Origin of the sequence: Leclercia sp. M-A074-M (genome assembly GCF_965195605.1) — a bacterium.
Taxonomy (GTDB): domain Bacteria; phylum Pseudomonadota; class Gammaproteobacteria; order Enterobacterales; family Enterobacteriaceae; genus Enterobacter.
The window spans coordinates 535762-560105 of the sequence record NZ_CBDAHM010000001.1 but is presented as its reverse complement, the minus strand read 5'-3'; the positions used below and the strand labels follow the sequence as shown (position 1 = coordinate 560105).

The window sequence follows — 24344 nt, the reverse complement described above, 5'->3', positions numbered from 1 at the left end:
TGTCATTAAACGGTCACGATAATGCGCTTAAGTCCGGCGTCTCGCCTTGACAAATGTTAAAAAATAAAAAGTTCTGGGGATAACCGTGCGTTGATGGAATTTTATCCCGTCGCAGCCGAAATTTTGTGCAGCTTCGTTTGATTCTTACCCAGGGTGGCACAAAACGACGCGGTTGCCACTGGATTTATGTCCAGTATAATTTACTGGCAAAAATAGCCATCAGGAGTAAAATTACTCACCTGCCGTATTAACCATCATCAGGTCGCCGTTCATGAGTAAACCGTTCAAACTGAATTCCGCTTTCCGTCCTTCCGGCGATCAGCCTGAAGCGATTCGCCGTCTGAAAGAGGGGCTGGAGGATGGACTCGCGCACCAGACGCTGCTGGGGGTGACCGGGTCGGGTAAGACCTTCACCGTCGCCAACGTGATCGCCGATCTCCAGCGCCCTACAATGGTGCTTGCCCCGAACAAAACCCTGGCGGCGCAGCTCTACGGCGAGATGAAAGAGTTCTTCCCGGAGAATGCGGTGGAGTACTTCGTGTCGTACTACGACTACTATCAGCCGGAAGCCTACGTTCCCAGCTCGGACACCTTTATCGAGAAAGATGCCTCGGTGAACGAGCATATCGAGCAGATGCGTCTCTCCGCAACCAAGGCGCTGCTTGAGCGCCGTGACGTGGTGGTGGTGGCCTCGGTGTCGGCTATCTACGGCCTCGGTGACCCGGATCTCTACCTGAAGATGATGCTGCACCTGACCGTGGGGATGATTATCGATCAGCGCGCCATTTTGCGTCGCCTGGCCGAGCTGCAGTACACCCGTAACGATCAGGCGTTCCAGCGCGGCACGTTCCGCGTGCGCGGCGAAGTGATCGACATCTTCCCGGCGGAGTCGGACGACTTCGCGCTGCGCGTCGAGCTTTTCGATGAAGAGGTGGAGCGGCTGTCGCTGTTCGACCCGCTGACCGGCCATGTGGAATCGACCATTCAGCGCTTCACGGTCTACCCGAAAACCCACTACGTCACCCCGCGCGAGCGCATCGTGCAGGCGATGGAGGACATCAAGGTTGAACTGGCGGATCGTCGCAGGGTGCTGTTAGAAAATAACAAGTTGCTGGAAGAGCAGCGTATCAGCCAGCGTACCCAGTTCGATCTCGAGATGATGAACGAGCTGGGCTACTGCTCCGGTATCGAAAACTACTCGCGCTATCTCTCTGGCCGTGGGCCGGGCGAAGCGCCGCCAACCCTGTTTGACTACCTGCCGGCGGATGGCCTGCTGGTGGTGGATGAATCCCACGTCACCATTCCGCAGATTGGCGGGATGTATCGTGGCGACCGGGCGCGTAAAGAGACCCTGGTGGAGTACGGCTTCCGTCTGCCGTCGGCGCTGGATAACCGTCCGATGAAGTTTGAAGAGTTCGAGGCGCTGGCGCCGCAAACCATCTACGTGTCGGCTACGCCAGGTAACTACGAGCTGGAGAAGTCGGGCGACGAAGTGGTGGATCAGGTGGTGCGTCCGACCGGCCTGCTGGACCCGATTATCGAAGTACGCCCGGTGGCCACCCAGGTAGATGACCTGCTCTCGGAGATCCGCGCCCGGTCGGCTATTAACGAGCGTGTGCTGGTGACGACCCTGACCAAGCGGATGGCGGAAGACCTGACCGAATACCTCGAAGAGCACGGTGAGAAGGTGCGCTATCTGCACTCGGATATCGACACCGTGGAGCGCATGGAGATTATCCGCGATCTGCGTCTTGGCGAGTTCGATGTGCTGGTGGGGATCAACCTGCTGCGTGAGGGGCTGGATATGCCAGAAGTGTCGCTGGTGGCGATTCTGGACGCCGACAAAGAGGGCTTCCTGCGTTCCGAGCGCTCGCTGATCCAGACCATTGGCCGTGCGGCACGAAACGTTAACGGCAAAGCGATTCTCTACGGGGATAAGATCACCCCGTCGATGGCGAAAGCGATCGGCGAAACCGAACGCCGTCGCGAGAAGCAGCAACGCTATAACGAAGAGCACGGGATCGTTCCGCAGGGGCTCAACAAGAAGGTGGTGGATATCCTGCAGCTCGGACAGAATATCGCGAAAACCAAAACCAAGGGTCGCGGCAAGTCGCGCTCACCGGTTGAGGCCGATACCGTGGCACTGACGCCGAAAGCGCTGCAGCAGAAAATCCACGAGCTGGAAGGGCAGATGATGCAGCACGCACAGAACCTGGAGTTCGAAGAGGCGGCGCAGATCCGCGACCAGCTGCATCAGCTGCGGGATTTATTCATAGCCGCGTCGTAGTTTGTACCCGGTGGCGCTTATCGGCTCAACAGCGGCACGCTGCCTGTAGGCCCGGTAAGCGAAGCGCCACCGGGCATTACAGGCCGCACAAGCTAACCCAACGCCTGAATCGCCCTCTCCAGCGCCACGCGGAGCAGATGCCGGTCGTGACGGTACTTGATGTCGCTTGCTTCGAGCGGCTCCTGCACCACCACCCGGCCCTCCATACCTGAGATATCCTCTTTCGGCCCGACCACTACCGCATCGACGATCTTTTTACCGACATACTGCTCCATCAGCGCCAGCTTTGCGGCCAGCGAAAGCCCGGCGGCGGCCGGACTGAGTTCGCGACCCAGATTGCCGATATAGACCACCGGGGCGGGCGTGCGCCGCAGCGCCTGGGCCAGCTCTTTAATCAGCAGGAGCGGCATCAGGCTGGTGTAAAAACTGCCGGGGCCGATGAGGATCAGATCCGCTTCACCAATCGCTTCTACCGCTTCGCGGGTCGCCGGGACAGTGGGGTAGAGCATCAGCTCTTTCGGGGGCAGGGCAAGCTGATCGATATTCACTTCGCCATACACTTCATGGTCGTTGCAGTCGATTGCCATCAAATCAACCGGAAGCTCGGACATGGGGATGAGAAAGGCGTCCACTTTAAGCAGGTTGCGGATTAAATTGATCGCCTCCAGAGGCCGCACGCTGAGGTGATCCAGCGCCTTTAACATCAGATTTCCAAGGTTATGCCCGGAAAGCTCGCCATTACCGGCAAAACGATACTCAAACATGGCCGAAGCCACGCTCGGTTCCGTGATAAGCTGATTTAAACAGTTGCGCATGTCTCCCCAGGCGATACCGCCTTCGGAGCGGCGGATGCGCCCGGTTGAGCCGCCATTATCGGTGGTCGTGACGATCCCTGTCAGGCGGGAGCCGAGCGATGACAGGGAGGACATGACCCGGCCCAGTCCATGGCCTCCGCCGAGAGCGACCACCCGGTCAAGATCCGCAAAAGTGCGATTGCGCATAAAAATTCCTTATTAAGACCAACATGTAAACAGTAACGCAACTACTCCTAAATGACGATGCTGCGACCCGCGCAAAATGACGTATATCAATGCAAAAATGTGATAATGACGTATTCTGAACCGAAATTGCACGATTAGCTCTCTATATACATTTTTATATAGCGTAAGTCGACGATAGCGAACCTCGCTTTAACACGCTACTATCGACATAACCACGTTTTCATCATTGAAAACATACACTCTAGCCTTTGCGCCTGTGTCGACAGATATGGCGCTCTGGCCGTGGCGCTTTTGCCACCAGGGTACAGGAAGAAATGACTGTGCCTCCCGTATCAGGAAAGGTGTACATGGCTTCACAACTTACCGATGCATTCGCGCGTAAGTTTTTTTACCTGCGTTTGTCGATTACCGATGTGTGCAACTTCCGTTGCACCTACTGCCTGCCGGATGGCTATAAGCCTGGCAGCGTCACCAATAACGGCTTTCTCTCCGTGGATGAAGTGCGCCGCGTCACGCGCGCGTTTGCCGCCATGGGAACGGAGAAGGTCCGTCTTACCGGCGGCGAACCCTCGCTGCGCCGGGACTTCACCGATATTATCGCGGCGGTGCGTGAGAACGACGCCATCCGCCAGATTGCGGTCACCACCAATGGCTATCGTCTGGCGCGCGATGTCGCGCAGTGGCGCGACGCGGGGCTGACAGCCATCAACGTCAGCGTCGACAGTCTGGATGCCCGCCAGTTTCACGCCATCACCGGACAGGATAAATTCCACCAGGTGATGGAAGGTATCGACGCGGCCTTTGCGGCCGGCTTCGACAAGGTGAAGGTCAACACCGTGCTGATGCGCGATGTGAACCACCATCAGCTGGATACCTTCCTGGCGTGGATCAAGCCCCGCCGCATTCAGCTGCGCTTCATTGAGCTGATGGAAACCGGCGAGGGCAGCGACCTCTTCTCCCGTCATCACATCTCCGGCATGGTATTGCGCGATGAACTGCTCAAACGCGGCTGGATCCACCAGCTTCGCCAGCGCAGCGATGGCCCGGCGCAGGTCTTTTGCCACCCCGACTACGAAGGGGAGATTGGCCTTATCATGCCGTATGAAAAAGACTTCTGTGCCAGCTGTAACCGCCTGCGCGTCTCGTCGGTGGGCAAGCTGCACCTCTGCCTGTTTGGCGACGGCGGCGTCGACCTGCGCGATCTGCTGGCCGATGATGCGCAGCAGGCGGCGCTGGAAGCACGCATTTCTGAGGCGCTGATGCACAAAAAACAGACCCACTTCCTGCATCAGGGCAACACCGGGATCACCCAGAACCTGTCATACATTGGCGGGTAATCGCTACAAGGAACCAGAAGATGAGTCAGGTAAGCGCTGAATTTATCCCGACGCGTATTGCTATTCTTACCGTTTCTGAACGCCGCGGCGAAGAGGATGACACCTCCGGCCACTGGCTGCGCGATGCGGCCCACGAGGCCGGGCATCAGATCGTCGACAAGGCCATCGTCAAAGAGAACCGCTACGCCATTCGCGCGGAAGTGTCGCGCTGGATCGCCAGCGATAACGTCCAGGTGGTGCTGATCACCGGCGGCACCGGTTTTACCGCAGGCGATCAGACCCCGGAAGCGCTGCTGCCGCTTTTCGATCGCGAGATCGAAGGCTTCGGCGAGGTGTTCCGCATGCTCTCGTTTGAAGAGATTGGCACCTCGACCCTACAGTCGCGCGCTGTTGCAGGGATCGCCAACAACACGGTGATTTTTGCCATGCCAGGTTCCACCAAAGCGTGCCGCACCGCGTGGGAAAACATTATCGCCCCGCAGCTGGATGCCCGCACGCGTCCGTGTAATTTCCATCCTCACCTGAAGAAATAAGCTATGTCGCAACTGACCCACATTAACGCCGCGGGCGAAGCCCATATGGTGGATGTCTCCGCCAAGGCCGAAACCGTGCGTGAAGCCCGCGCGGAAGCGTTCGTCACCATGCTCCCGGAGACGCTGGCGATGATTATCGACGGTAGCCACCACAAAGGGGACGTCTTCGCTACGGCGCGGATCGCCGGCATTCAGGCCGCCAAACGCACCTGGGAGCTTATCCCGCTGTGCCATCCGCTGATGCTCAGCAAAGTGGAGGTCAACCTGCGGGCCGAACCGGAGCAGAACCGCGTGCGCATCGAATCATTGTGCCGCCTGACCGGGAAAACCGGCGTGGAGATGGAAGCCTTAACTGCCGCCTCCGTGGCGGCATTAACCATCTACGACATGTGCAAAGCGGTGCAGAAAGATATGGTTATCGGCCCGGTTCGCCTGCTGGCGAAAAGCGGGGGAAAATCGGGTGATTTCAGGGCACAAGAGCATGATTAAAGTACTGTTTTTTGCGCAGGTGCGCGAGCTGGTGAATACCGACAGCCTGACGCTGGATATCGAGGTGGAAAACGTCGAAGCGCTGCGGGCGCATCTGGCGGCGCAAAGCGACCGCTGGGCGCTGGCGCTGGACGCGAGCAAACTGCTGGCGGCGGTAAACCAGACGCTGGTGGAGTTCACGCATCCGGTCAAACCGGGCGATGAGGTGGCCTTCTTCCCACCGGTGACCGGGGGCTGAGATGAGTGACACCAAAATCCTGGTCGAACCGGCGCGTTTTAACGTCGGCACGGAGTATAACTGGCTGGCTGAGCGTGACGAAGATGGCGCGGTGGTCACCTTCACCGGCAAGGTGCGTAACCATAATCTCGGCGACAGCGTAAAAGCGCTGACCCTTGAGCACTATCCCGGCATGACGGAAAAAGCGCTGGCGGAGATCGTTGAACAGGCGCGTCAGCGCTGGCCGCTCGGCCGCGTGACCGTCATCCACCGCATCGGCGAGATGTGGCCGGGGGAGGAGATCGTCTTCGTTGGCGTCACCAGCGCCCATCGCGGCAGCGCCTTTGCGGCGGGTGAGTTTATTATGGATTACCTGAAAACCCGCGCCCCGTTCTGGAAGCGCGAAGCGACCCCGGAGGGCGATCGCTGGGTCGAGTCCCGCGACAGCGACAAGGAAGCCGCCAACCGCTGGTAGCCGGATTGCCGGGATGTGTTAGGCTTTAACAGTGTGTCCACTTAAAAAGGAGTGTGTTATGGACAGATTTCCCCGTTCCGATTCCATCGTGCAGCAGAGCCGTACCGGGCTGCAAACCTACATGGCCCAGGTCTATGGCTGGATGACCTGCGGCCTGCTGCTCACCGCGTTTGTCGCGTGGTTTTCCGCCAATACCCCTGCGGTGATGATGTTTGTCTTCTCCAGCAAAATCACCTTCTTTGGCCTGATCATCGCCCAGCTGGCGCTGGTGTTTGTCCTCTCCGGGCTGGTGCATAAGCTCAGCGCCGGGATGGCCACCACGCTGTTTATGCTCTATTCGGCGCTGACCGGCCTGACGCTCTCCAGTATTTTCCTCGTCTACACCTACTCCTCCATCGCCAGCACCTTTGTGGTGGCCGGCGGGATGTTTGGCGCGATGAGTCTCTACGGCTACACCACTAAACGCGACCTGAGCGGCTTTGGCAACATGCTGTTTATGGCGCTGATTGGTATCGTGCTGGCGTCGCTAGTGAACTTCTGGCTGAAGAGTGAAGCGCTGATGTGGGCGGTGACCTATATCGGGGTGATTGTCTTTGTCGGGCTGACGGCGTATGACACCCAGAAGCTGAAAAACATTGGCGAGCAGATTGACGTGCGCGACAGCTCTAATCTGCGTAAATACTCCATTCTGGGGGCGCTGACGCTCTATCTGGACTTCATCAACCTGTTCCTGATGCTGCTGCGCATCTTCGGCAACCGTCGTTAAGTAATATGCCCGGCGGCGCTGTGCTTGCCGGGCCTACGGTCTTCCTGGCCGGGTAAGCGCAGCGCCACCCGGCCAGTCCCGCCACTACTTCGCCATCTGTTGTTCGTTTTTGGCCCGCAACTTCTTCGCCCGGCTCTCCAGCACCAGATAACAGACCGTCGCCAGCCCCAGAGGCAGGAAATAGTAGAGCATACGATAGGCCAGCAGGGCGGCGATGATGGTACCGTGAGAGACATGCTCCCCCGCTAACAGGGCGATAAACACCGCTTCCAGCACCCCAATCCCGGCCGGGATATGGACAATCACCCCGGCGATACTGCTCACCAGCAGCACGCCCAGCACAAAGAAGTAGTTGATATCTTCACCCATCAGCAGCCAGATAATGGCCCCCATCGCCATCCAGTTGGCGGCGGAAATGCCCATCTGCGCCAGCGCAAAGCGCCAGGAGGGGAGCACAAGCTTTTGCTTTTTGATGGTTACATGGCGCCGCTTAGCGAACGCGCAGGCCCACAGATAGAACCCAATCACCAGCAGTAGCACGATGCCAATAATGCGCAGCGTCGACTGATCGATATACCAGTGAGCAGGCAACTGCACCACGCCCGCGGTGAAGATTACCCCACCCAGCAGGACGTAACCCAGCCAGTTGGTGGTAATACTCAGGGAGAAGATGCGGGTGATGGTGCTGCTGGGCAGTCCCAGGCGGGAGTAAAGCCGGTAGCGCATGCCGATGCCGCCCACCCAGGTGCTCAGGGTCAGGTTAAAGGCGTAGCAGATAAACGACACCAGCATGACCTGGCGCTTGGCCAGCTTATGCCCGCAGTAGACTCGTCCCAGCAGGTCGTAACAGCCATACAGCAGGAAGCTCAGTATCACCAGCGCCACGGCGCCCATCAGCGACACACGGTCGTAGTCGCGGATGACCTTCCACACCTCACCCCAGTCGACTTTTTTGGCGTAAATGACCAGCAGCACTGCAACGGCTATAAAAAATACCCAGGTGAGGATCTTTTTTGCCAGACGCCAGCGCGAATGTTTTTTGCTCATCAGGGTTTTACCCCCGTGTTGCTCGCCTCAACGCGATCCTGAGTCTCCATCTCGGGTTGTACCGGCGGGGGGACCTGCGCCAGTTTAGGCGTATGCGCAGGCAACCAGCCGACCAGCGCCGGGAAATGGCGCAGGAAGTGGAACACCACCACGCTTTTGCCCAGATTCCACCAGGTGCGTTTCGGCACCATCGACTCATCCACCCGGACGCAATCCTCGGCGATGATGGCGGTGAGATTGTCACGCAGGGTCTGGTTAAACTCGCGATCGTGAATAATCAGGTTGGCCTCCAGATTCAGCGACAGGCTAAGGGGATCGAGGTTGCTGGAGCCGACAGTTACCCAGTGATCGTCCATCAGCGCGACCTTACCGTGCAGCGGACGGCGGCGGTATTCGTAAATCTCGACGCCGCCTTTCACCAGATAGTTGTAGAGCAGGCGGGCGCCCACGGTCACTATGGGCATATCCGGCTCGCCCTGCACAATCAGCTTAACCCGCACGCCGCGCCGGGCTGCGTTACGCATGGCGTGCAGCAGGCGATACCCCGGGAAGAAGTAGGCGTTGGCGATAATCACCTCCCGACGGGCGTTGGTCAGCATCTTCAGATAGTGCCGCTCAATATCGTCCCGGTGCTCTTCATTATCGCGCCAGACAAACAGCGCCTGCGCTTCGCCCGGTTTGGTATTCTCTTCGGCGCGATGACGCCGCTTCCACCAGCGACGCACTGCGGCTTTGCCGGGGAGGTTTTCCACGACAAACTGCAAAATATCCTGTACCACCGGGCCTTCGACCTGAACGGCATAATCCTGTTTGGCTTCAGGACCGTAGTCCGACATATGTTCCGCGGAATAGTTAATCCCGCCCACAAAGGCCACCTGATCGTCCACCACCACAATTTTACGGTGCATGCGGCGGAAGACGTTGGTACGCATACCCAGCAGAGGCGGGCGTGGATCGTAGTAGCGGAATACCACCCCTGCTGAGGTGAGTTCCCCCACGAATTCATCGCTGAGGTCGGGGGAGCCGTAGCCGTCCAGCAGCACTTCGATATGCACCCCGCGCTGGGCCGCCCGCAGGATCACCGAATGCAGTTTTCGCCCCACGTTGTCTTCAAACCAGATAAAGGTTTCAAGCAGTACCCGGCTTTGCGCTTTCTCGATGGCGGCAAATACCGCCGGGTAATATTGATCGCCATTTTCCAGCAGCTTTATCCGGTTGCCGCTTTGCCATGAACATTTCATAGATGAATCTCCGCACTTAACGGCGCATGGTCGGAAAGGTGACGCCAGTTGCTCAGGGCCAGCGCGGTGGGGCTGCTGGCGTGAGCGTTTTTGACATAGATCCTGTCCAGACGCAGCAGCGGGAATCTCACCGGGAAGGTACGGGCGGGCCTGCCGTGGGCGAGGGTGAAGATCTCTTCTAACCCGGCCCCCGTTTTCAGCGGATGGTTGGCGCGCTGGCGCCAGTCGTTAAAATCTCCGGCGACCACCACCGGTTCGCCTTCCGGCAGGCCGTTGACCCACTCGGTCATCATCTGCAGCTGGGCCTGGCGGTGCGCTTCGCGCAGGCCAAGGTGGACCGAGGCCACATGCAGCGATCTGCTCAGCTCCGGGATCGCGACACGGCAGTAAAGCAGCCCACGTTTTTCACTCTCGCCCACCGAGACATCGTGATTTTCATAGTGTTCGATAGGGTAGCGGGAGAGAATGGCATTGCCGTGATGCCCCTCGGGATAGACGGCATTACGCCCGTAAGCGTAGTCGCTCCACATGGTGTCGGCGAGAAATTCGTAGTGGCTGGTATCGGGCCAGTTTTCCACATGCAAAGGATGAACTTCATGCGCGCCCATCACCTCCTGCAGGCAGACGATATCCGCGCTGACGGTTCGTACAGCGTCACGCAGTTCGGGCAGAATGAAACGGCGGTTAAAAGCCGCGAATCCTTTATGAATATTGATTGTTAACACTTTAAGCGAAAAATGCCGGGTTTGTTGGGCCATACACTCCTTCCCGCGTCACTATCCTGATGAAAATAAAGTGTAGTCGTCGTCACAAAAAGGTGCTGTGTTACGGAATTTTCCGTAAAGTGCGATAGTCTGAACAGGCAGAGTAAAATCCTTCAGGAGAGTGCCATGAAGTGGCAACAACGCATACGCGTCGCAACCGGCCTGAGTTGCTGGCAGATTATGTTGCATTTATTGGTGGTGGCCGTGCTGGTGATGGCCTGGATGAGCGGTACCCTGGTGCGGGTCGGCTTAGGATTATGCGTGCTGTACGGCGTGACTGTCCTGTTGATGCTCTTTTTACAGCGTCATCATGAAGCGCGCTGGTGCGAAGTGGCGGATGTGCTCGAAGAGCTCACCACCACCTGGTATTTTGGCGCGGCACTGATTGTGCTGTGGCTGTTGTCCCGCGTGCTGCAAAACAACTTTTTGCTGGCTGTCGCAGGGCTGGCTATCCTTGCTGGGCCCGCGATCGTTTCCCTGTTAACCAAAGACAAAAAGCTACGCGATATTCCGCCTGAACATCGCGTACGCCACTGAACCCGTCACGGCCGCTATCACCAGTAGCGGCCACAAACTCCCCCAGACAATATCCAGACTCGCATCCTTGAGATAGATCTGCTTGGTGATATCGGTGAAGTGCCGGATCGGATTCACCCAGGTTAAGTTCTGCAGCCAGACCGGCATGTTCTCCACCGGCGAGACGTAGCCCGAGAGCAAAATGGCGGGCATCATAAAGACGAACACCCCGATAAACGCCTGCTGCTGGGTCGAGCAGAGCGCCGAGATCAGCAGACCAAACCCCACCAGCGACAGCCCGTAAATCACCATTGTGAAGTAAAAGAGCAGAAGCGATCCGGCAAACGGGATGTGATAGGCCCAGATGCCAATCGCCAGCACAATACTGGCCTGGAAAGTGGCGACAATCAGCGCCGGGACCGCCTTACCGACAAAGATTTGCCAGGTCGCCAGCGGGGAGACCACCAGCTGATCGAAGGTGCCCTGTTCGCGCTCCCGGGCCACCGACAGGGAGGTGACGATCATCACCCCAATGGTGGTGATCATGGCGATCAACGACGGCACCACAAACCATTTGTAGTCGAGGTTCGGGTTATACCAGTTGCGCACCACCAGCTCGCTGTTGTTCGGTTTCGGTTTGCCCGCCATCAGCTCCTGCTGGTAATCCTTTACCACCTGTTGCAGGTAGTTGGCGGCGATTTGCGCGCTGTTGGAGTTACGCCCGTCGAGAATGAGCTGCATAGGGGCAGTTTGCAGGGTGTCGAGGTTACGGGAAAAATCGGCCGGGAAGCGCACCAGCAGCAGCGCCTTTTGCGTATCGATGGTGGGCTGGATCTCCTGTGGGCTCTTCAGGATCAGCACATGGGTAAAGGCTTTGGCGCGGGCGAAACGCTGGGTCAGCTCCACCGAATGTTTGCCGTTATCTTCGTTATAGACAGCGATCGTGGCGTTGGTCACCTCCAGGGTGGCCGCCCAGGGGAAGAGCAGCACCTGGATCAGCACCGGCAGAATCAATATCGCCCGGGTCTGCGGCTCGCGCAGCAGGGATTGCAGCTCTTTGCGAATCAATGTCCATAAACGGTAAAACATAGTGTCGTCCTCTCGTCGGGTGGCGCTATCGCTTACCCGACCTACAAAATCAACGGGCCTTGTAGGCCCGGTAAGGTAGCGCCACCGGGCACAATCGATGCACGACGGCTAATCCAGGCGCCGTTTGGTTTTCATCCATGTCAGGCCGATAAACATTACCGCCGAGGCAATCAAAAACAGCAGGTTCACCATCAGCACCACCGGAATATTGCCCGCCAGGAACAGGCTTTGCAGGGTGCTGACGAAATAACGCGCCGGGATGATATAGGTCACCGCGCGGATCACCTCCGGCATACTGTCGATCTGGAAAATAAACCCGGACAGCATTATCGACGGCAAAAACGCGGCATTCAGCGCCACCTGGGCGGCATTAAACTGGTTGCGGGTGATGGTGGAGATAAGCAGCCCCATCCCCAGCGTGCTGAGCAGGAAAAGGCTGGTGATGGCGAACAGCACCAGCAGCGAGCCGCGATAGGGCACGCCGAGAATAAATACGGATACCAGCATGCAGAGCAGCATCGCCAGCATTCCGAGGAAATAGTAGGGGATCAGCTTGCACAGCAGCAGTTCCGTGCGCGTCACTTCGGTGGAGAGCAGCGCCTCCATGGTGCCGCGCTCCCACTCGCGGGCAATCACCAGCGAGGTCAGAATGGCGCCGATCACCGTCATGATAATGGTTACCGCACCGGGAATAATAAAGTGCTGGCTGATGGCCGCCGGGTTAAACCAGTAGCGGGTCTGGACGTCAATCAGCGGCTCAAACGTCTCGCCGCGATCGTCCGCCCGCTGCATCTGCCACAGCTGCCAGATCCCCTCTGAGTAGCCCTGCACGAAGTTGGCGGTATTGGGCTCGCTGCCGTCGGTGATCACCTGGATCGGAGCGGTATCGTTCGGGCGCGCCATGCGGGCGGCAAAATCCCCCGGGATCACAATCATCCCGCGAATGCGTCCGGCCTGCATCATCTGGGTGAGCTTATGGCGATCGTCACTGATGGTGGCGTCGATGTAGGGCGAGCCGGTGAGGGTATGGGTGAAGTCCAGCGCCTCTTCGCTGTGCTGCTCCAGCAGGATCCCCACCCGCAGCTTGCTGGAGTCGAGGTTTATGCCGTAGCCGAAGATAAAGAGCAGCAGCAGGGGGATCACCACCGCAATCAGCCAGCTGCTCGGGTCACGCACAATCTGCCGCGTCTCTTTGATGCACAGGGCGCGGACCCGACGCCAGGAGAGGGCTTTGTCAGACATGGCCATGCTCCTTATCCCAGTCGTTAATGAGCGTGATAAACGCCTGTTCCATGGTGGGATCGGGCTGCTGCGCATCCGCCACCTGGGCTTTCAGATCGTCGGGTGTGCCGTGGGCAATCAGCTTGCCGCGATAGACCAGCCCAATCCGGTCGCAATACTCCGCCTCGTCCATAAAGTGGGTGGTCACCATCACCGTAACCCCCTTTTCCACCATGCTGTTGATATGCAGCCAGAACTCCCGGCGGGTGAGGGGATCGACCCCGGAGGTGGGTTCATCAAGAAACAGAATGTCCGGCTCGTGCATCAGCGAGCAGGCCAGCGCCAGCCGCTGCTTGAACCCGAGCGGCAGCGCGTCGGTGGCCTGGCCGGCGACCTGGCGCAGGCCAAACGCCTCGCTCATGCGGGCGATTTTTTCATTCTGCACCCGCCCGCGCAGGCCGTAGACGCCAGAGAAAAAGCGCAGGTTTTGCTCAACCGTCAGGTTGCCGTAGAGCGAGAACTTTTGCGCCATATAGCCCAGATGCTGGCGCGCTTTGCCGGAGCTGACCTTCAGATCCATATCCAGCACCAGCGCTTTGCCGGCGGTGGGCACCAGCAGGCCGCACATCATTTTAAAGGTGGTGGATTTACCCGCGCCGTTAGGGCCCAGCAGGCCGAAGATTTCGCCGCGTTTTACCGTAAAGTTCACATTGTCGGTAGCGGCAAAATCACCAAATTTTTTGGTCAGGGATTTGGCCTCGATCACCGTCTCGCCGGGGGTGCCCTCCACGGTATGCAGGATCGCCCCCAGCGGCGATTCGGCGGTGCCTGCGCCGCCGAGCAGATCGATAAAGGCATCTTCAAACCGCGGCGCAGTCTCATCAATCGCCAGATCCGGCAGATCCGCGTTTCGGCGCAGATCGTCGGCGCGGGCCTCTTTTTTGAGGATCACCCGCACCGATTTCCCCTGGATCATGCCGTCGCTCACCTGGGGCAGCTTCAGCACCCGTTGCAGCAGGCGGCGGTTGTTCTCGTGGGGAGAGTGCAGCAGCACGCTGCGCCCGGTCATGCTCCGGGTCAGGGCTGTGGGATCGCCCTGATAGAGCAGTTCACCTTCGTTCATTAGCAGCACGTCCCGGCACTGTTCCGCTTCGTCGAGATACGAGGTGCTCCAGAGGATCAACATCCCGTCGCCTGCCAGCTCATGCACCATCTGCCACAGCTCGCGACGGGAGATGGGATCCACGCCGACGCCGGGTTCGTCCAGCAGCAGCACCTTCGGTTGCCCCACCAGCGTACAGGCCAGCCCCAGCTTCTGCTTCATGCCGCCGGAGAGCTTGCCCGCCAGCCGGTCGGTGAAGGGGCCGAGCGACGTAAACTCAAGCAGGCGCTGAAAGGTTTTCTCCCGGGTTTCGCCGGTGACGCTGCGCAGGTCGGCATACAGGGTCAGGTTCTCCATCACCGTCAGATCTTCATACAGTCCGAACTTCTGCGGCATATAGCCCAGCATCGCATGCAGGGCGCGATCGTCGCGAACCGGGTCCAGCCCCAGCACGCTGGCGCTGCCTTCGTCGGGCTTCAGCAGGCCGGCAAGCATCCGCATCAGGGTCGTTTTGCCCGCGCCGTCCGGGCCGACCAGCCCGGTGACGTAGCCTTTATGCACCGTGCAGTCGAGCGGCGCGACGGCGGGTTTGTCCATCCCGGCAAAGCGTTTGACCAGGCCGGTAAGCTGGATCACCGCATCACTCATGGGCTTGCCCATTGTCGAAGCTGACGGTCACCGGCATTCCCTGGCGTAGGGCATCGTCGGCATCGTTCACGATAATGCGCAGGCGATAGACCAGATCGGTACGCAGGTCCGGGGTTTCGACGGTTTTCGGCGTAAATTCCGCGGTCGGGGAGACAAAGCCGATTTTCCCGTGGTACGGCTTGTCGGGGCGACTGTCGGTATAGAGCAGCACTTCGCGCCCCGGTTTCGCCTCGCCGAGACTGGCTTCATTGACGTAAGCCCGCACCCATACCGGACGCGTCAGGGAGAGGGTCAGTACCGTACTGCCCGCGTTCAGCATACTGCCGGGCTCCATGGCGCGTGTCAGCAGGGTACCGTTGGCCGGGGCCACCAGGGTAGTGTCGTGCAGATCCAGCTGCGCTTGCGCCAGCTGAGCCTGGGCCTGTTCGAGGCTGGCTTTTGCCTGGGCGATATCCTGCTCGCGGTTGCCGGAGCGGTACTGGCGCAACTTATCCTGGGAGGATTTCAGCGTCGCCAGAGCCTGATCCCGCGAGGAGCGGGCGTTCTCCAGATCGTTGGCCGACACGGTGCGGCTTTTCCACAATCCCTGCTGACGGACAAAGAAGTTCTGCGCGTAGTCATAGGCGGCCTGCGCCTGTTTAACGGCGGCGGCGGCCTGGGCGACCTCTTCGTCACGGTAGCCCGCCTGCATTAAGTCGTATTGCGCCTGTGCCACGGCAACCCCCGCCTGGGCCTGCAACAGCGCATTCTGGTAGGGCGCCTTGTCCAGCGTGCCCAGCGTCTGACCAGCGGTAATGGCATCACCTTCATCCACGCTCAGGGAGGCGAGCCGTCCGCCGACGCGAAAGCTCATGTTCACGGTGCGGATATCGACGTTACCGTACAGGGTCAGCGTTTTATCCTGCTGGCTCTGATACCACAGCCAGCCGCCGATACCGGCTGCCAGCACAACCACCACAGCCACAATAATGGCGACAGGTTTTTTCATGACTCCAGGCTCCTTTGCGTTAAGCCCTGCAGGATCAAATCGACATGACAGGTGATGACCTGACTGATTTGCAGCGCTTTATCCTCATCAAATTCGGTCCAGCCGGTGCGTAACAGAATGGTTTCACGCCCCAGGCGAAAGGCGAGCACTTCCCCCAGCAGGGCATGGGTATGCAAAATGGTCTGCGTATCAAGAGGGTCACGCCCGGTATAGGCCGCCACCAGCCGGGTCAGGTGGGAGTGCATCGGGGCGATAACCTGATCGTGGACCAGCTGGTAAGCGGCAGAGGGCGAGAGTTGCTCGCGTGAAATAAACTTACTCAGGTTCAGCGTATCGTCATGGGTCAGCAGCTGAATCATGTTGTTGCAGGCGGTTAAGATCAGGCCACGAATGGCCGCGCGATCCGGCGACGGCTCGGCAAGCAGCGTGGTGGCTTCCTCCACGTGGGGGCGAAACTGGGTGCCAATGAAGTCGGCGATCCACTGGGCGCAGGCGAGGTAGAGATCCTCTTTCGAGCCAAAATAGTAGGTAATGGCGGCGATATTCTGCCCCGCCTGCGCGGCGATATCGCGGGTGGTGGCATGCAGCCCATATTCGCCAAACTGCGCCAGCGCGGCGGCGATTAACTGGCTTTTCGCCTGCTCACCTTTGGTGGTGGTCGGGATCGGATTCATAGCGGCACACAAAATTAATCAATCGATTGATTAAGAGTATGACTGTTTTTTGAGCTTGTCCACTTTTGTCGGCACGTTTTGCGCCGGGCGGCACGGCGTTGCCCGGCACAGGTAATAACGCGGAGTTATGAGTTTGCAGGATAATTTATGCGCCAAGTCACAAAAGCTGCTACACTCCGCTGCTTCGCGACACCGTGGTTTTTGTCCTTTCATTTGTTATATCTCCCTGAAAACTACACCTGAAAATGGTCGGGGCGGTTCGGAGTTGTTATGTCTTTTGATACCCTTGGCCTGAACCCGGAAATTCTGCGCGCTGTAGCGGAGCAGGGTTACCGCGAACCGACCCCTATCCAGCAGCAGGCCATTCCCGCTGTACTGGCAGGCCGCGATCTGATGGCCAGCGCCCAGACCGGGACCGGTAAAACCGCCGGCTTTACCCTGCCGCTGCTGCAACGCCTCATCTCAAGCGAACCGCACGCCAAAGGCCGTCGCCCGGTACGCGCCCTGATCCTGACCCCAACCCGTGAACTGGCCGCCCAGGTGGGTGAGAACGTGCGTGAGTACAGCCGCTATCTCAACATCCGCTCGCTGGTGGTGTTTGGCGGGGTGAGCATCAACCCGCAGATGATGAAACTGCGCGGCGGCGTGGACGTGCTGATCGCCACGCCGGGCCGCCTGCTCGACCTGGAACACCAGAACGCCGTTAAGCTCGACAGCGTGGAGATTCTGGTGCTCGACGAAGCCGACCGCATGCTGGACATGGGCTTTATCCACGATATTCGTCGCGTGCTGGCAAAATTGCCGGCCCGCCGTCAGAACCTGCTCTTCTCTGCAACCTTCTCCGACGAGATCAAAGGCCTGGCGGAAAAGCTGCTGCACAATCCGCTGGAAGTGGAAGTGGCGCGTCGCAACACCGCCTCCGAACAGGTGACCCAGCATGTTCACTTTGTTGATAAAAAGCGCAAGCGCGAACTGCTCTCCCAGATGATTGGTGAAGGCAACTGGCAGCAGGTGCTGGTCTTTACCCGTACCAAGCACGGGGCGAACCACCTGGCGGAACAGCTGAACAAAGACGGCATCCGCAGCGCGGCCATCCACGGTAATAAGAGCCAGGGGGCACGTACCCGCGCGCTGGCCGATTTCAAATCGGGTGATATCCGCGTACTGGTGGCAACCGACATCGCCGCCCGCGGTCTGGATATTGAAGAGCTGCCGCACGTGGTGAACTACGAGCTGCCGAACGTTCCGGAAGATTATGTCCACCGTATCGGCCGTACCGGTCGCGCGGCGGCAACGGGCGAAGCGCTGTCGCTGGTCTGTGTTGATGAGCACAAGCTGCTGCGCGACATTGAACGCCTGCTGAAAAAAGAGATCCCGCGTATCGCCCTCGAGGGCTATGACGTTGATCCGTCCATCAAGGCCGAGCCGATCCAGAACGGGCGTCAGGGCGGGCGTGGTCAGGGCGGTGGACGCGGGCAGGGCGGCGGTGGACGTGGTCAGCAGCAGCCGCGCCGTAGCGAAGGCGGCGCGCCGAAAGCGGCAAATAAACCGCCGCGTCGCGATGGCGAGGGCAAACCGGCGGGTGAAGGCCAGCGTCGACGCCGTCCGCGCAAGCCGTCAGCAGCGCAGTAATCTGGAAGCCCGGTCGTAAAGCCGGGCTTTTCTTTTGCGGCCCGCTTGAGAAAGTGCCACAATAGTGGCTGTTTATACAGTACTTCAGGTTCATCATGGCTTTAACCGCCGCGCTGAAAGCGCAAATTGCCGCCTGGTATAAGGCGCTACAACAGCAGATCCCCGACTTCATTCCCCGCGCACCGCAACGGCAGATGATTGCCGATGTGGCAAAAACGCTGGCCGGTGACGAGGGCCGACATCTGGCAATTGAAGCCCCGACTGGCGTCGGTAAAACCCTCTCTTACCTGATCCCCGGCATCGCTATCGCCCGGGAAGAACAAAAGACGCTGGTGGTCAGTACCGCCAACGTCGCCCTGCAGGATCAGATCTACAGCAAAGACCTGCCGCTGCTGCGCAAAATTATTCCCGAGCTGCGCTTCACCGCCGCCTTTGGGCGTGGGCGCTATGTCTGCCCGCGCAACTTAGCCGCCCTTGCCAGCACCGAGCCCACCCAGCAGGATCTGCTGGCCTTTCTGGATGACGAGCTGACCCCCAACAATAAAGCTGAGCAGGAGCAGTGCGCCCGGCTTAAGGCCGATCTCGATAGCTATAAATGGGATGGCCTGCGGGATCACACCGATCAGGCGCTCAGTGACGATCTCTGGCGCAGGCTCAGTACCGATAAGGCCAGCTGTCTGAACCGCAACTGCCACTACTATCGCGAATGCCCGTTCTTTGTTGCCCGCCGCGAAATTCAGGAGGCTGAAGTGGTGGTCGCCAACCATGCGCTGGTAATGGCGGCGATGGAGAGCGAAGCGGTGCTGCCGGATCCGAAAAACCTGCTGCTGGTGCTGGATGAAGGCCATCACCTGCCGGACGTCGCCCGCGACGCGCTGGAGATGAGCGCCGAGATAACTGCCCCCTGGTTCCGCCTGCAGCTCGATCTGTTCTGCAAGCTGGTGGCGACCTGCATGGATCAGTTCCGGCCGAAAACCATTCCGCCGCTGGCGATCCCGGAGCGCCTCAGCGAGCACTGCGAAACGATCTATAGCCATATCGCCTCGCTGAATAACATGCTCAATCTCTATCTGCCACCCGGCCAGGAAGCAGAGCACCGCTTTGAGATGGGCACGCTGCCGGAGGAGATCATGGATCTTTGCCGCGAGCTGGCGCAGCTTATTGAAAAACTGCGTGGGCTGGCGGAGCTGTTTTTAAACGATCTCAGTGAAAAAACCGGCACCCATGACGTGGTGCGTGTCCACCGGGTGCTGCTACAGATGAACCGTGCCCTGGGTATGTTCGAGGGGCAGAGCAAGCTGTGGCGGCTGGCGTCGATGGCCCAGGCCTCCGGCGCGCCGGTCACCAAGTGGGCGACGCGGGAGGTCCGGGAGGGGCAGGTGCATCTCTTCTTCCACTGCGCGGGTATTCGCGTCAGCGATCAGCTGGAAAAGCTGCTCTGGCGCAGCGTCCCGCATGTGGTGGTGACCTCCGCCACGCTGCGCTCGCTGAACAGTTTCTCCCGCCTGCAGGAGATGAGCGGTCTGAAGGAGAAGGCGGGCGATCGCTTTGTGGCCCTCGACTCGCCGTTCAACCACTGCGAGCAGGGCAAGCTGGTGATCCCGCGCATGCAGTATGAGCCGCTGATCGACAACGAAGAGCAGCACCTGGCCGAAATGGCGGCCTACTTTCGCGAACAGCTGGAAAGCAAAAAGTATCCCGGCATGCTGGTGCTGTTCGCCAGCGCCCGGGCAATGAACCTCTTTTTAACCTTTGTCACCGACCTGCGCCTGTTGCTGTTGGTTCAGGGGGATCAGCCCCGCTACCGGCTGGTAGAGCTGCACCGTAAACGTATCGAGGCCGGAGAGCGCAGCGTGCTGGTGGGGCTCCAGTCCTTTGCCGAAGGGCTGGATCTGAAGGGCGACTACCTGACCCAGGTGCATATCCATAAGATTGCCTTCCCGCCTATCGACAGCCCGGTGGTGCTCACCGAAGGCGAGTGGCTGAAAAGCCTGAACCGCTTCCCGTTTGAGGTGCAGAGTCTGCCTGCGGCGTCGTTCAACCTGATCCAGCAGGTCGGGCGCCTGATCCGCAGCCACAGCTGCTGGGGCGAAGTGGTGATCTACGATAAGCGGCTGTTGACCAAAAACTACGGCAAGCGGTTGCTGAATGCCCTGCCGGTCTTTCCCATCGAACAGCCTGAGGTTCCCAAAGTAAAAAAACGCCCGGCTAAGCTTGCCGCCGGGCGCAGGAAAAGCATCCGTGCTAAGGGGCGTGGTCCTACTGGTAAGTGAAGGTAAACAGCACCGTGCTTGAAAACTCCCCCGCGTGGACCGGAACGTACGAGGCGTAATAGCGTGCCGCCATCGGGAAATCGGCGCTGTGGGTGATCGGGTCAATTACCGCATTGAAGCGCGCTTCTGGCGCCAGAATGATCGAGTCGGTGCGGTCGCCCAGTTCCAGCGCCAGCCCTTTCGCCGTACCGGTGTTGGCGAACTTGAACGGATGAAGCCTGTCGCGCTGCCCCTCCAGGTTGATCGTCGCCAGGGTGAGGCTTTGCGGGCAATGCGAAATGGTGATATCAAAATTTTTCCACACGCCGACATCCCCCGGCGCTTTAAAATCACTGGCCACCGCCTGGCCGAGATTGACCACTTTATTCTGGCTGGTGCTGTCCACCTCGCAGGCCGTATCGTAAATATTGCCTTTGATGCTGAGGAGCACGTCGGTGGCTGAGGCGGGCAGGCTGGCCAGCAGCACGAGCAGGGCTACATATTTCATCGGGATCTCACTGATATTCAATGTCGATGGTGGCAATGGTATTGGCTCTTCCGGCAGTCGCCTGAACGCCAGTCTGGTAATACTGCACCCTGAAGGGCAGGTCGAACGGCTGGTTGGGAACGGTCTGGTCGCCAAAGGGGATAGGGTAGTTGTAGCGTAGCGCCACGCCGCCAACCATCATTCGCACCCCGATGCCCGTGGCGCTGTCGCTGCCCGGTGTCAGGTTCAGCACGTCATTGCCGTCACCGAGCGAGGTGCTGCCGTTGGCGCTGGTAACCCGGGCGGTCATGGTCACCGCGTCGGTACAGGTTGCCGTCAGGTTAAAGCTTTGCCAGCCGCTGGTGCTGCCGATGTGGGTAAAGAGAGTGACCGGAAAATTCCCCAGCATAATGACCAGGCTTCTCGGATCTACGGAGCAGGTGGTGGCCTTCAGCGCCAGGCTGCCGCCGTAGCGCACGGCGTTCAGTTGACCCAGCTGTTGATCGGGGTAGATACCCAGGGACCAGATGCCGTTACGCACCGTCGTTGACGTCTGCTCTTTGGTGGTGCTTGCCGTTTTGATCAGCTGCATCCTCAGCGATACGTTGAAGCTGCCGGAGCCGTCACTGCTGACGTACCCCAGGGGCGTGCTTCGGCTGTCACAGTGGGCGTTACGGCCCCGGACCGGCTGGCCGGCGCTGTTCAGCAGTTCAATACCAATCCCCTCGATACCGCTGCGCCAGACGCCCGGCATCCCCGGAATTTCATCGCCTTCGCCCAGATGGCAGGCGGTGATTGGCTTACCGCTGTCGGCAGCGTCACAGTGGCCTTTTACCGTGTGCGTGCGGGCGGAGCCCGGGATAGCATTGCCCACCCCCAGCGTGGCGGGCACCGTCAGCGCACCCGGCGTGGTTGTCCAGGGCAGATCTGCGGTAGAGCATGCTGCTTTAGCCTGCGGCATAAACAGAAACAGGGCGGCAAACAGGGCCAGTACAGAGCCGTAACGGAAGGGTTTCATCTTTTCCTCGATGCTGTCACGAGCACTGCGCGGTGACGCTAATCACCGGGTCAGCGGATCGGGACGGCAGTTGATAGTGGGCGGAGCAGTGCGCGCCTGCGCCTTTGCCCCAGCTGACGTTGACACTGCCCCGGGCGTGCATCCCGGTCAGGTAGACCTGGCCGCCATCACCAACGATAAATTCGCCGCTCTCATGGGCCGGCGCCGCCGTGGCACCAAAGGGCACCGGGCGTCCATCGGCGCGGGTGAGGGTCAGCAGCACCCGGCTGCCGACGCGGGTATTGAAGTGGGTACGCACCACCGCCCCACGGGTTGGGGTAATAATTTGGGCCGCCTGGCCGACGTCGGCGCCTGCAGGCAGGCTCTCGGTATCCAGTGACACGGTATTGTGATGGTACGGCGTGACGTAAGGCACAATGGCATAGCCACGATAGTCGGTTTTAACCCCGGTCTGGTTTTCGATCCCGGTGCCGTTGGCCCCCGGCGCCTCTACCAATGCCACCGTGTCCCCCATCGGCTGGCCGAGGGTGATGCCGTGGGCATGAGCAATCATGCTCCCCTGTACGCCGAGGTTGAGCTGGCGCTGCTGGTTATCCTGAGAATAGCCTGCCGTCATCTCGCCGTAGGTGGCTTTGTAATCGCTGTTCAGGTTGGTGCTATAGCCGGAAGTGTGGCTGTGGCCCTGCTGAATCCCCCAGCTGAGGTTATCCCCCGCCAGCGCGGTGCCGTTCAGGCCGACGCTCTGACTGGTGTCATGCTTGCTGTTGTTAAAGGTGTAATTGACCCAGGTATTGCTCAGCCAGCGATCCAGCGGAACGGAGACGTTAAAGCCGAAGGTCTGCTCGTTCTCCCGCCGATCGTCGTTATCCTCTTCATCCTGGACGTTTTTGCTCAGGCCATAGTTGATACCGTAGCTGATGCCGTGCCAGCTGCCGTTATAGCCGATGCTCAACGAGGTCATACTCTGGTCGCTGTGCCAGTAATTCTCTTTGACCAGGCTTAACGTCATCGAGCCCAGGGAGCCGCCCAGGGATTGATCGATAGTGGCTTCCTGGCGGTTGCGGCGGCGATCCGTCGGGCTCCAGTCGTCGTCGTGGGTATGGGAGTTAAGGACGTCTGCCATGGTGTCAAACCCGGCGCTGTTGTAGCGATACCCGGCCACCGTAAAGTGGGTGCCGGTGGTCGCGAAGTCTTTGCTATAGCGCACTCGCCAGGCGCGGCCACGGGAGGTTTTTTGCCCCTGCATCTGCGATTTTGCCGCGGTCATATCCACCGAAAACGCTCCCCAGTCACCGATGTTTTTACCGGTGCCGAGCGCCAGGGCATCGTAATACTGACTGGTCTGGATACCGCCGTAGGCGGTGATATCGTACGGCAGGCCATAGATCCCGGTGCCCTGCAGGAACGGTGTCTTCTCCACGCTGTGGTCATAGCTGCGGTAGCGCCCGCCAGTCAGGCTGTACTTGAAGCGGCCTTCACGCTGTAAAACCGGCACCGAGGCGTAAGGCACCACAAAGTGCTGCTCGCTGCCATCGGTCTCTTTGACGGTAACGTTCAGATCGCCGCTGCCGCCGGTAGGGTAGAGATCGTTAATTTCAAACGCGCCGGGGGCGACGTAGTTCTGATAGATCACGTAGCCGTTCTGGCGCACCACCACCTGGGCGTTACTGTGCGCCACGCCGCGAATGCGCGGGGCGAAGCCCTTCAGGCTGTCCGGCAGCATGTCATCGTCGGAGGCAATCTGCGCCCCGGTGAACGACAGGCTGTCAAACACGTCGGAGGGGGTAGAGCTTTCTCCGAGAGTAACGACGCTGCCCAGCGACAGAATATTGCGCTGGGCATAGCTGTAGACCGGCGAGAAGTCGTGCTGCGTGGTACGATCGTCCCGGGTGCGGCTCCAGGTGGAGTAGTTGCGTAGACGCCAGGCGCCGAGGTTCAGTCCCGGCCGCAGGTTGAGATATTCATTACGCTGGTGGCTGCCCTCTTCACCCCGGCTGCGGCTATCCCCGGCGGAGTAGCTGTAGTTCAGCAGGAAAGCGTTGATCCCGTTGTCCATCTCATCCGGCGCCACATAACCGTGAGGCACGGGAACAATGGCCGCCTGGGGGATGCTCAGCAGCAGCTGCTGCTGGCCGGGGCGGAAAGTGGCGCTGGCGGCCGGTAACCCAGAGAGATCGACACAGCCGTCATCCTTGGTGACGCTGAATTTATCGCTCTGGATACCCAGGCTCTTCAGGGTTTCTGGCGAGAGGCAGGGTTGCAGGGTGGCCGGACCGCTGGCTGGCTGTTGCAGGCCAAAGGCGATCTTTCTGTTAGCCACTTTATTATTATTCACATAGACATCCACCTGATAGCTCCCCGGCGCGATGCCCGGGCCCTTCTCATACAGCGAGAGGTCGGTTTTGCCCTGGCCGGGCGTGTCGATATCCAGCAGTGCCGGGTTGAAATAATCCTCCGCCAGCACCTGCTGTACCCCCACGTTCAGCACCGCGCAGCCCAGGGCAATCAGCAGGGTGCGTACGGGATTACGGGGGGCTTTGGTGGAGTAGTCCCAGGGCAT

General features: G+C 59.5%; 22 protein-coding genes and 1 riboswitch. Of the genes, 10 read left to right on the top strand and 12 right to left on the bottom strand.

Annotated elements, in window-relative coordinates; translation table 11 throughout:
* The first annotated feature begins 271 nt into the window (after positions 1-271).
* The gene (gene uvrB, locus ACOKCT_RS02765; RefSeq protein ID WP_103178762.1) at positions 272-2287 is read left to right on the top strand and encodes an excinuclease ABC subunit UvrB; all 2016 of its coding nucleotides are present in this window, start codon (positions 272-274) and stop codon (positions 2285-2287) included.
* Between the two features lie 92 nt (positions 2288-2379).
* Here the strand turns inward: uvrB and yvcK are convergent, their stop codons facing one another.
* Positions 2380-3288: a uridine diphosphate-N-acetylglucosamine-binding protein YvcK gene (yvcK, locus tag ACOKCT_RS02760; RefSeq protein WP_103178763.1), complete on the bottom strand. Its 909-nt coding sequence runs from the start codon at positions 3286-3288 to the stop codon at positions 2380-2382.
* Between the two features lie 225 nt (positions 3289-3513).
* Positions 3514-3648, top strand: a riboswitch (molybdenum cofactor riboswitch).
* On the opposite strand from yvcK, the gene moaA reads away from it, so the two are divergent.
* The 6 genes from moaA (at position 3636) to ACOKCT_RS02730 (ending at position 7105) form a co-directional block, all read left to right on the top strand.
* Positions 3636-4625 carry a GTP 3',8-cyclase MoaA gene (moaA, locus tag ACOKCT_RS02755; RefSeq protein ID WP_114387623.1) on the top strand — a complete coding sequence of 330 codons (990 nt, stop codon included), beginning with the start codon at positions 3636-3638 and terminating at the stop codon, positions 4623-4625. It overlaps the preceding riboswitch by 13 nt.
* A gap of 20 nt (positions 4626-4645) precedes the next feature.
* The gene (gene moaB, locus ACOKCT_RS02750; protein WP_156654128.1) at positions 4646-5158 is read left to right on the top strand and encodes a molybdenum cofactor biosynthesis protein B; all 513 of its coding nucleotides are present in this window, start codon (positions 4646-4648) and stop codon (positions 5156-5158) included.
* Positions 5159-5161: 3 nt separating this feature from the next.
* Entirely contained in the window at positions 5162-5647 is a 486-nt protein-coding gene (moaC, locus tag ACOKCT_RS02745) for a cyclic pyranopterin monophosphate synthase MoaC (RefSeq protein WP_156654129.1), read from the top strand.
* Positions 5640-5885, top strand: a complete 246-nt coding sequence (moaD, locus tag ACOKCT_RS02740) for a molybdopterin synthase sulfur carrier subunit (protein ID WP_103178767.1) — start codon at positions 5640-5642, stop codon at positions 5883-5885. The genes moaC and moaD overlap by 8 nt, the downstream gene beginning before the upstream one ends.
* A 1-nt stretch (position 5886) precedes the next feature.
* Complete coding sequence (gene moaE / locus ACOKCT_RS02735) at positions 5887-6339, top strand: molybdopterin synthase catalytic subunit MoaE (protein WP_103178768.1); 453 nt, start codon at positions 5887-5889, stop codon at positions 6337-6339.
* Positions 6340-6397: 58 nt separating this feature from the next.
* Positions 6398-7105, top strand: a complete 708-nt coding sequence (locus tag ACOKCT_RS02730; protein ID WP_103178769.1) for a Bax inhibitor-1 family protein — start codon at positions 6398-6400, stop codon at positions 7103-7105.
* 84 nt (positions 7106-7189) lie between these two features.
* On the opposite strand, the gene ACOKCT_RS02725 is transcribed toward ACOKCT_RS02730, so the two are convergent.
* From ACOKCT_RS02725 to ACOKCT_RS02715, 3 genes are read right to left on the bottom strand one after another with little or no spacing between them, the layout of a single operon-like run.
* A complete protein-coding gene (locus ACOKCT_RS02725) occupies positions 7190-8152 on the bottom strand; it encodes a lysylphosphatidylglycerol synthase domain-containing protein (RefSeq protein ID WP_103178770.1) in 963 nt (320 codons plus the stop codon).
* Positions 8152-9393, bottom strand: a complete 1242-nt coding sequence (gene clsB, locus ACOKCT_RS02720) for a cardiolipin synthase ClsB (RefSeq protein ID WP_103178771.1) — start codon at positions 9391-9393, stop codon at positions 8152-8154. Before clsB ends, ACOKCT_RS02725 begins: the two co-directional genes overlap by 1 nt.
* Complete coding sequence (locus ACOKCT_RS02715; RefSeq protein ID WP_103178772.1) at positions 9390-10151, bottom strand: endonuclease/exonuclease/phosphatase family protein; 762 nt, start codon at positions 10149-10151, stop codon at positions 9390-9392. Before ACOKCT_RS02715 ends, clsB begins: the two co-directional genes overlap by 4 nt.
* 132 nt (positions 10152-10283) lie before the next feature.
* On the opposite strand from ACOKCT_RS02715, the gene ACOKCT_RS02710 reads away from it, so the two are divergent.
* Positions 10284-10694 carry a YbhQ family protein gene (locus tag ACOKCT_RS02710; RefSeq protein WP_420193133.1) on the top strand — a complete coding sequence of 137 codons (411 nt, stop codon included), beginning with the start codon at positions 10284-10286 and terminating at the stop codon, positions 10692-10694.
* Here the strand turns inward: ACOKCT_RS02710 and ACOKCT_RS02705 are convergent.
* From ACOKCT_RS02705 to cecR, 5 genes are all read right to left on the bottom strand, one after another.
* The gene (locus ACOKCT_RS02705) at positions 10656-11762 is read right to left on the bottom strand and encodes an ABC transporter permease (protein WP_103178774.1); all 1107 of its coding nucleotides are present in this window, start codon (positions 11760-11762) and stop codon (positions 10656-10658) included. The two genes, ACOKCT_RS02710 and ACOKCT_RS02705, sit on opposite strands and share 39 nt — an antisense overlap.
* A gap of 108 nt (positions 11763-11870) precedes the next feature.
* Positions 11871-13004, bottom strand: coding sequence for an ABC transporter permease (locus tag ACOKCT_RS02700; protein ID WP_156654131.1), 1134 nt, complete (start codon positions 13002-13004; stop codon positions 11871-11873).
* Complete coding sequence (locus tag ACOKCT_RS02695; RefSeq protein ID WP_103181051.1) at positions 12997-14733, bottom strand: ATP-binding cassette domain-containing protein; 1737 nt, start codon at positions 14731-14733, stop codon at positions 12997-12999. The genes ACOKCT_RS02700 and ACOKCT_RS02695 overlap by 8 nt, the downstream gene beginning before the upstream one ends.
* A complete protein-coding gene (gene hlyD / locus ACOKCT_RS02690; RefSeq protein ID WP_156654132.1) occupies positions 14726-15721 on the bottom strand; it encodes a secretion protein HlyD in 996 nt (331 codons plus the stop codon). The genes ACOKCT_RS02695 and hlyD overlap by 8 nt, the downstream gene beginning before the upstream one ends.
* Positions 15718-16395 (bottom strand): transcriptional regulator CecR, encoded by a 678-nt coding sequence (cecR, locus tag ACOKCT_RS02685; protein WP_103178777.1) that lies wholly within the window; start codon positions 16393-16395, stop codon positions 15718-15720. The genes hlyD and cecR overlap by 4 nt, the downstream gene beginning before the upstream one ends.
* A gap of 270 nt (positions 16396-16665) precedes the next feature.
* Here cecR and rhlE point away from each other — a divergent pair, with 270 nt between their 5' ends.
* On the top strand, positions 16666-18027 hold the full coding sequence (gene rhlE, locus ACOKCT_RS02680) for an ATP-dependent RNA helicase RhlE (protein ID WP_103178778.1): 1362 nt from the start codon (positions 16666-16668) through the stop codon (positions 18025-18027).
* A gap of 95 nt (positions 18028-18122) precedes the next feature.
* Positions 18123-20300, top strand: coding sequence for an ATP-dependent DNA helicase DinG (dinG, locus tag ACOKCT_RS02675; RefSeq protein WP_420193132.1), 2178 nt, complete (start codon positions 18123-18125; stop codon positions 20298-20300).
* Here dinG and ACOKCT_RS02670 read toward each other — a convergent pair.
* Genes ACOKCT_RS02670 through ACOKCT_RS02660 form a run of 3 tightly spaced genes read right to left on the bottom strand, consistent with a single transcriptional unit; the run spans position 20287 to position 24344 of the window.
* Positions 20287-20787: a fimbrial protein gene (locus ACOKCT_RS02670; protein WP_103181052.1), complete on the bottom strand. Its 501-nt coding sequence runs from the start codon at positions 20785-20787 to the stop codon at positions 20287-20289. The two genes, dinG and ACOKCT_RS02670, sit on opposite strands and share 14 nt — an antisense overlap.
* Before the next feature lie 7 nt (positions 20788-20794).
* A complete protein-coding gene (locus tag ACOKCT_RS02665; protein ID WP_103178780.1) occupies positions 20795-21784 on the bottom strand; it encodes a fimbrial protein in 990 nt (329 codons plus the stop codon).
* Positions 21785-21800: 16 nt separating this feature from the next.
* Positions 21801-24344: a fimbria/pilus outer membrane usher protein gene (locus ACOKCT_RS02660; RefSeq protein ID WP_420193131.1), complete on the bottom strand. Its 2544-nt coding sequence runs from the start codon at positions 24342-24344 to the stop codon at positions 21801-21803.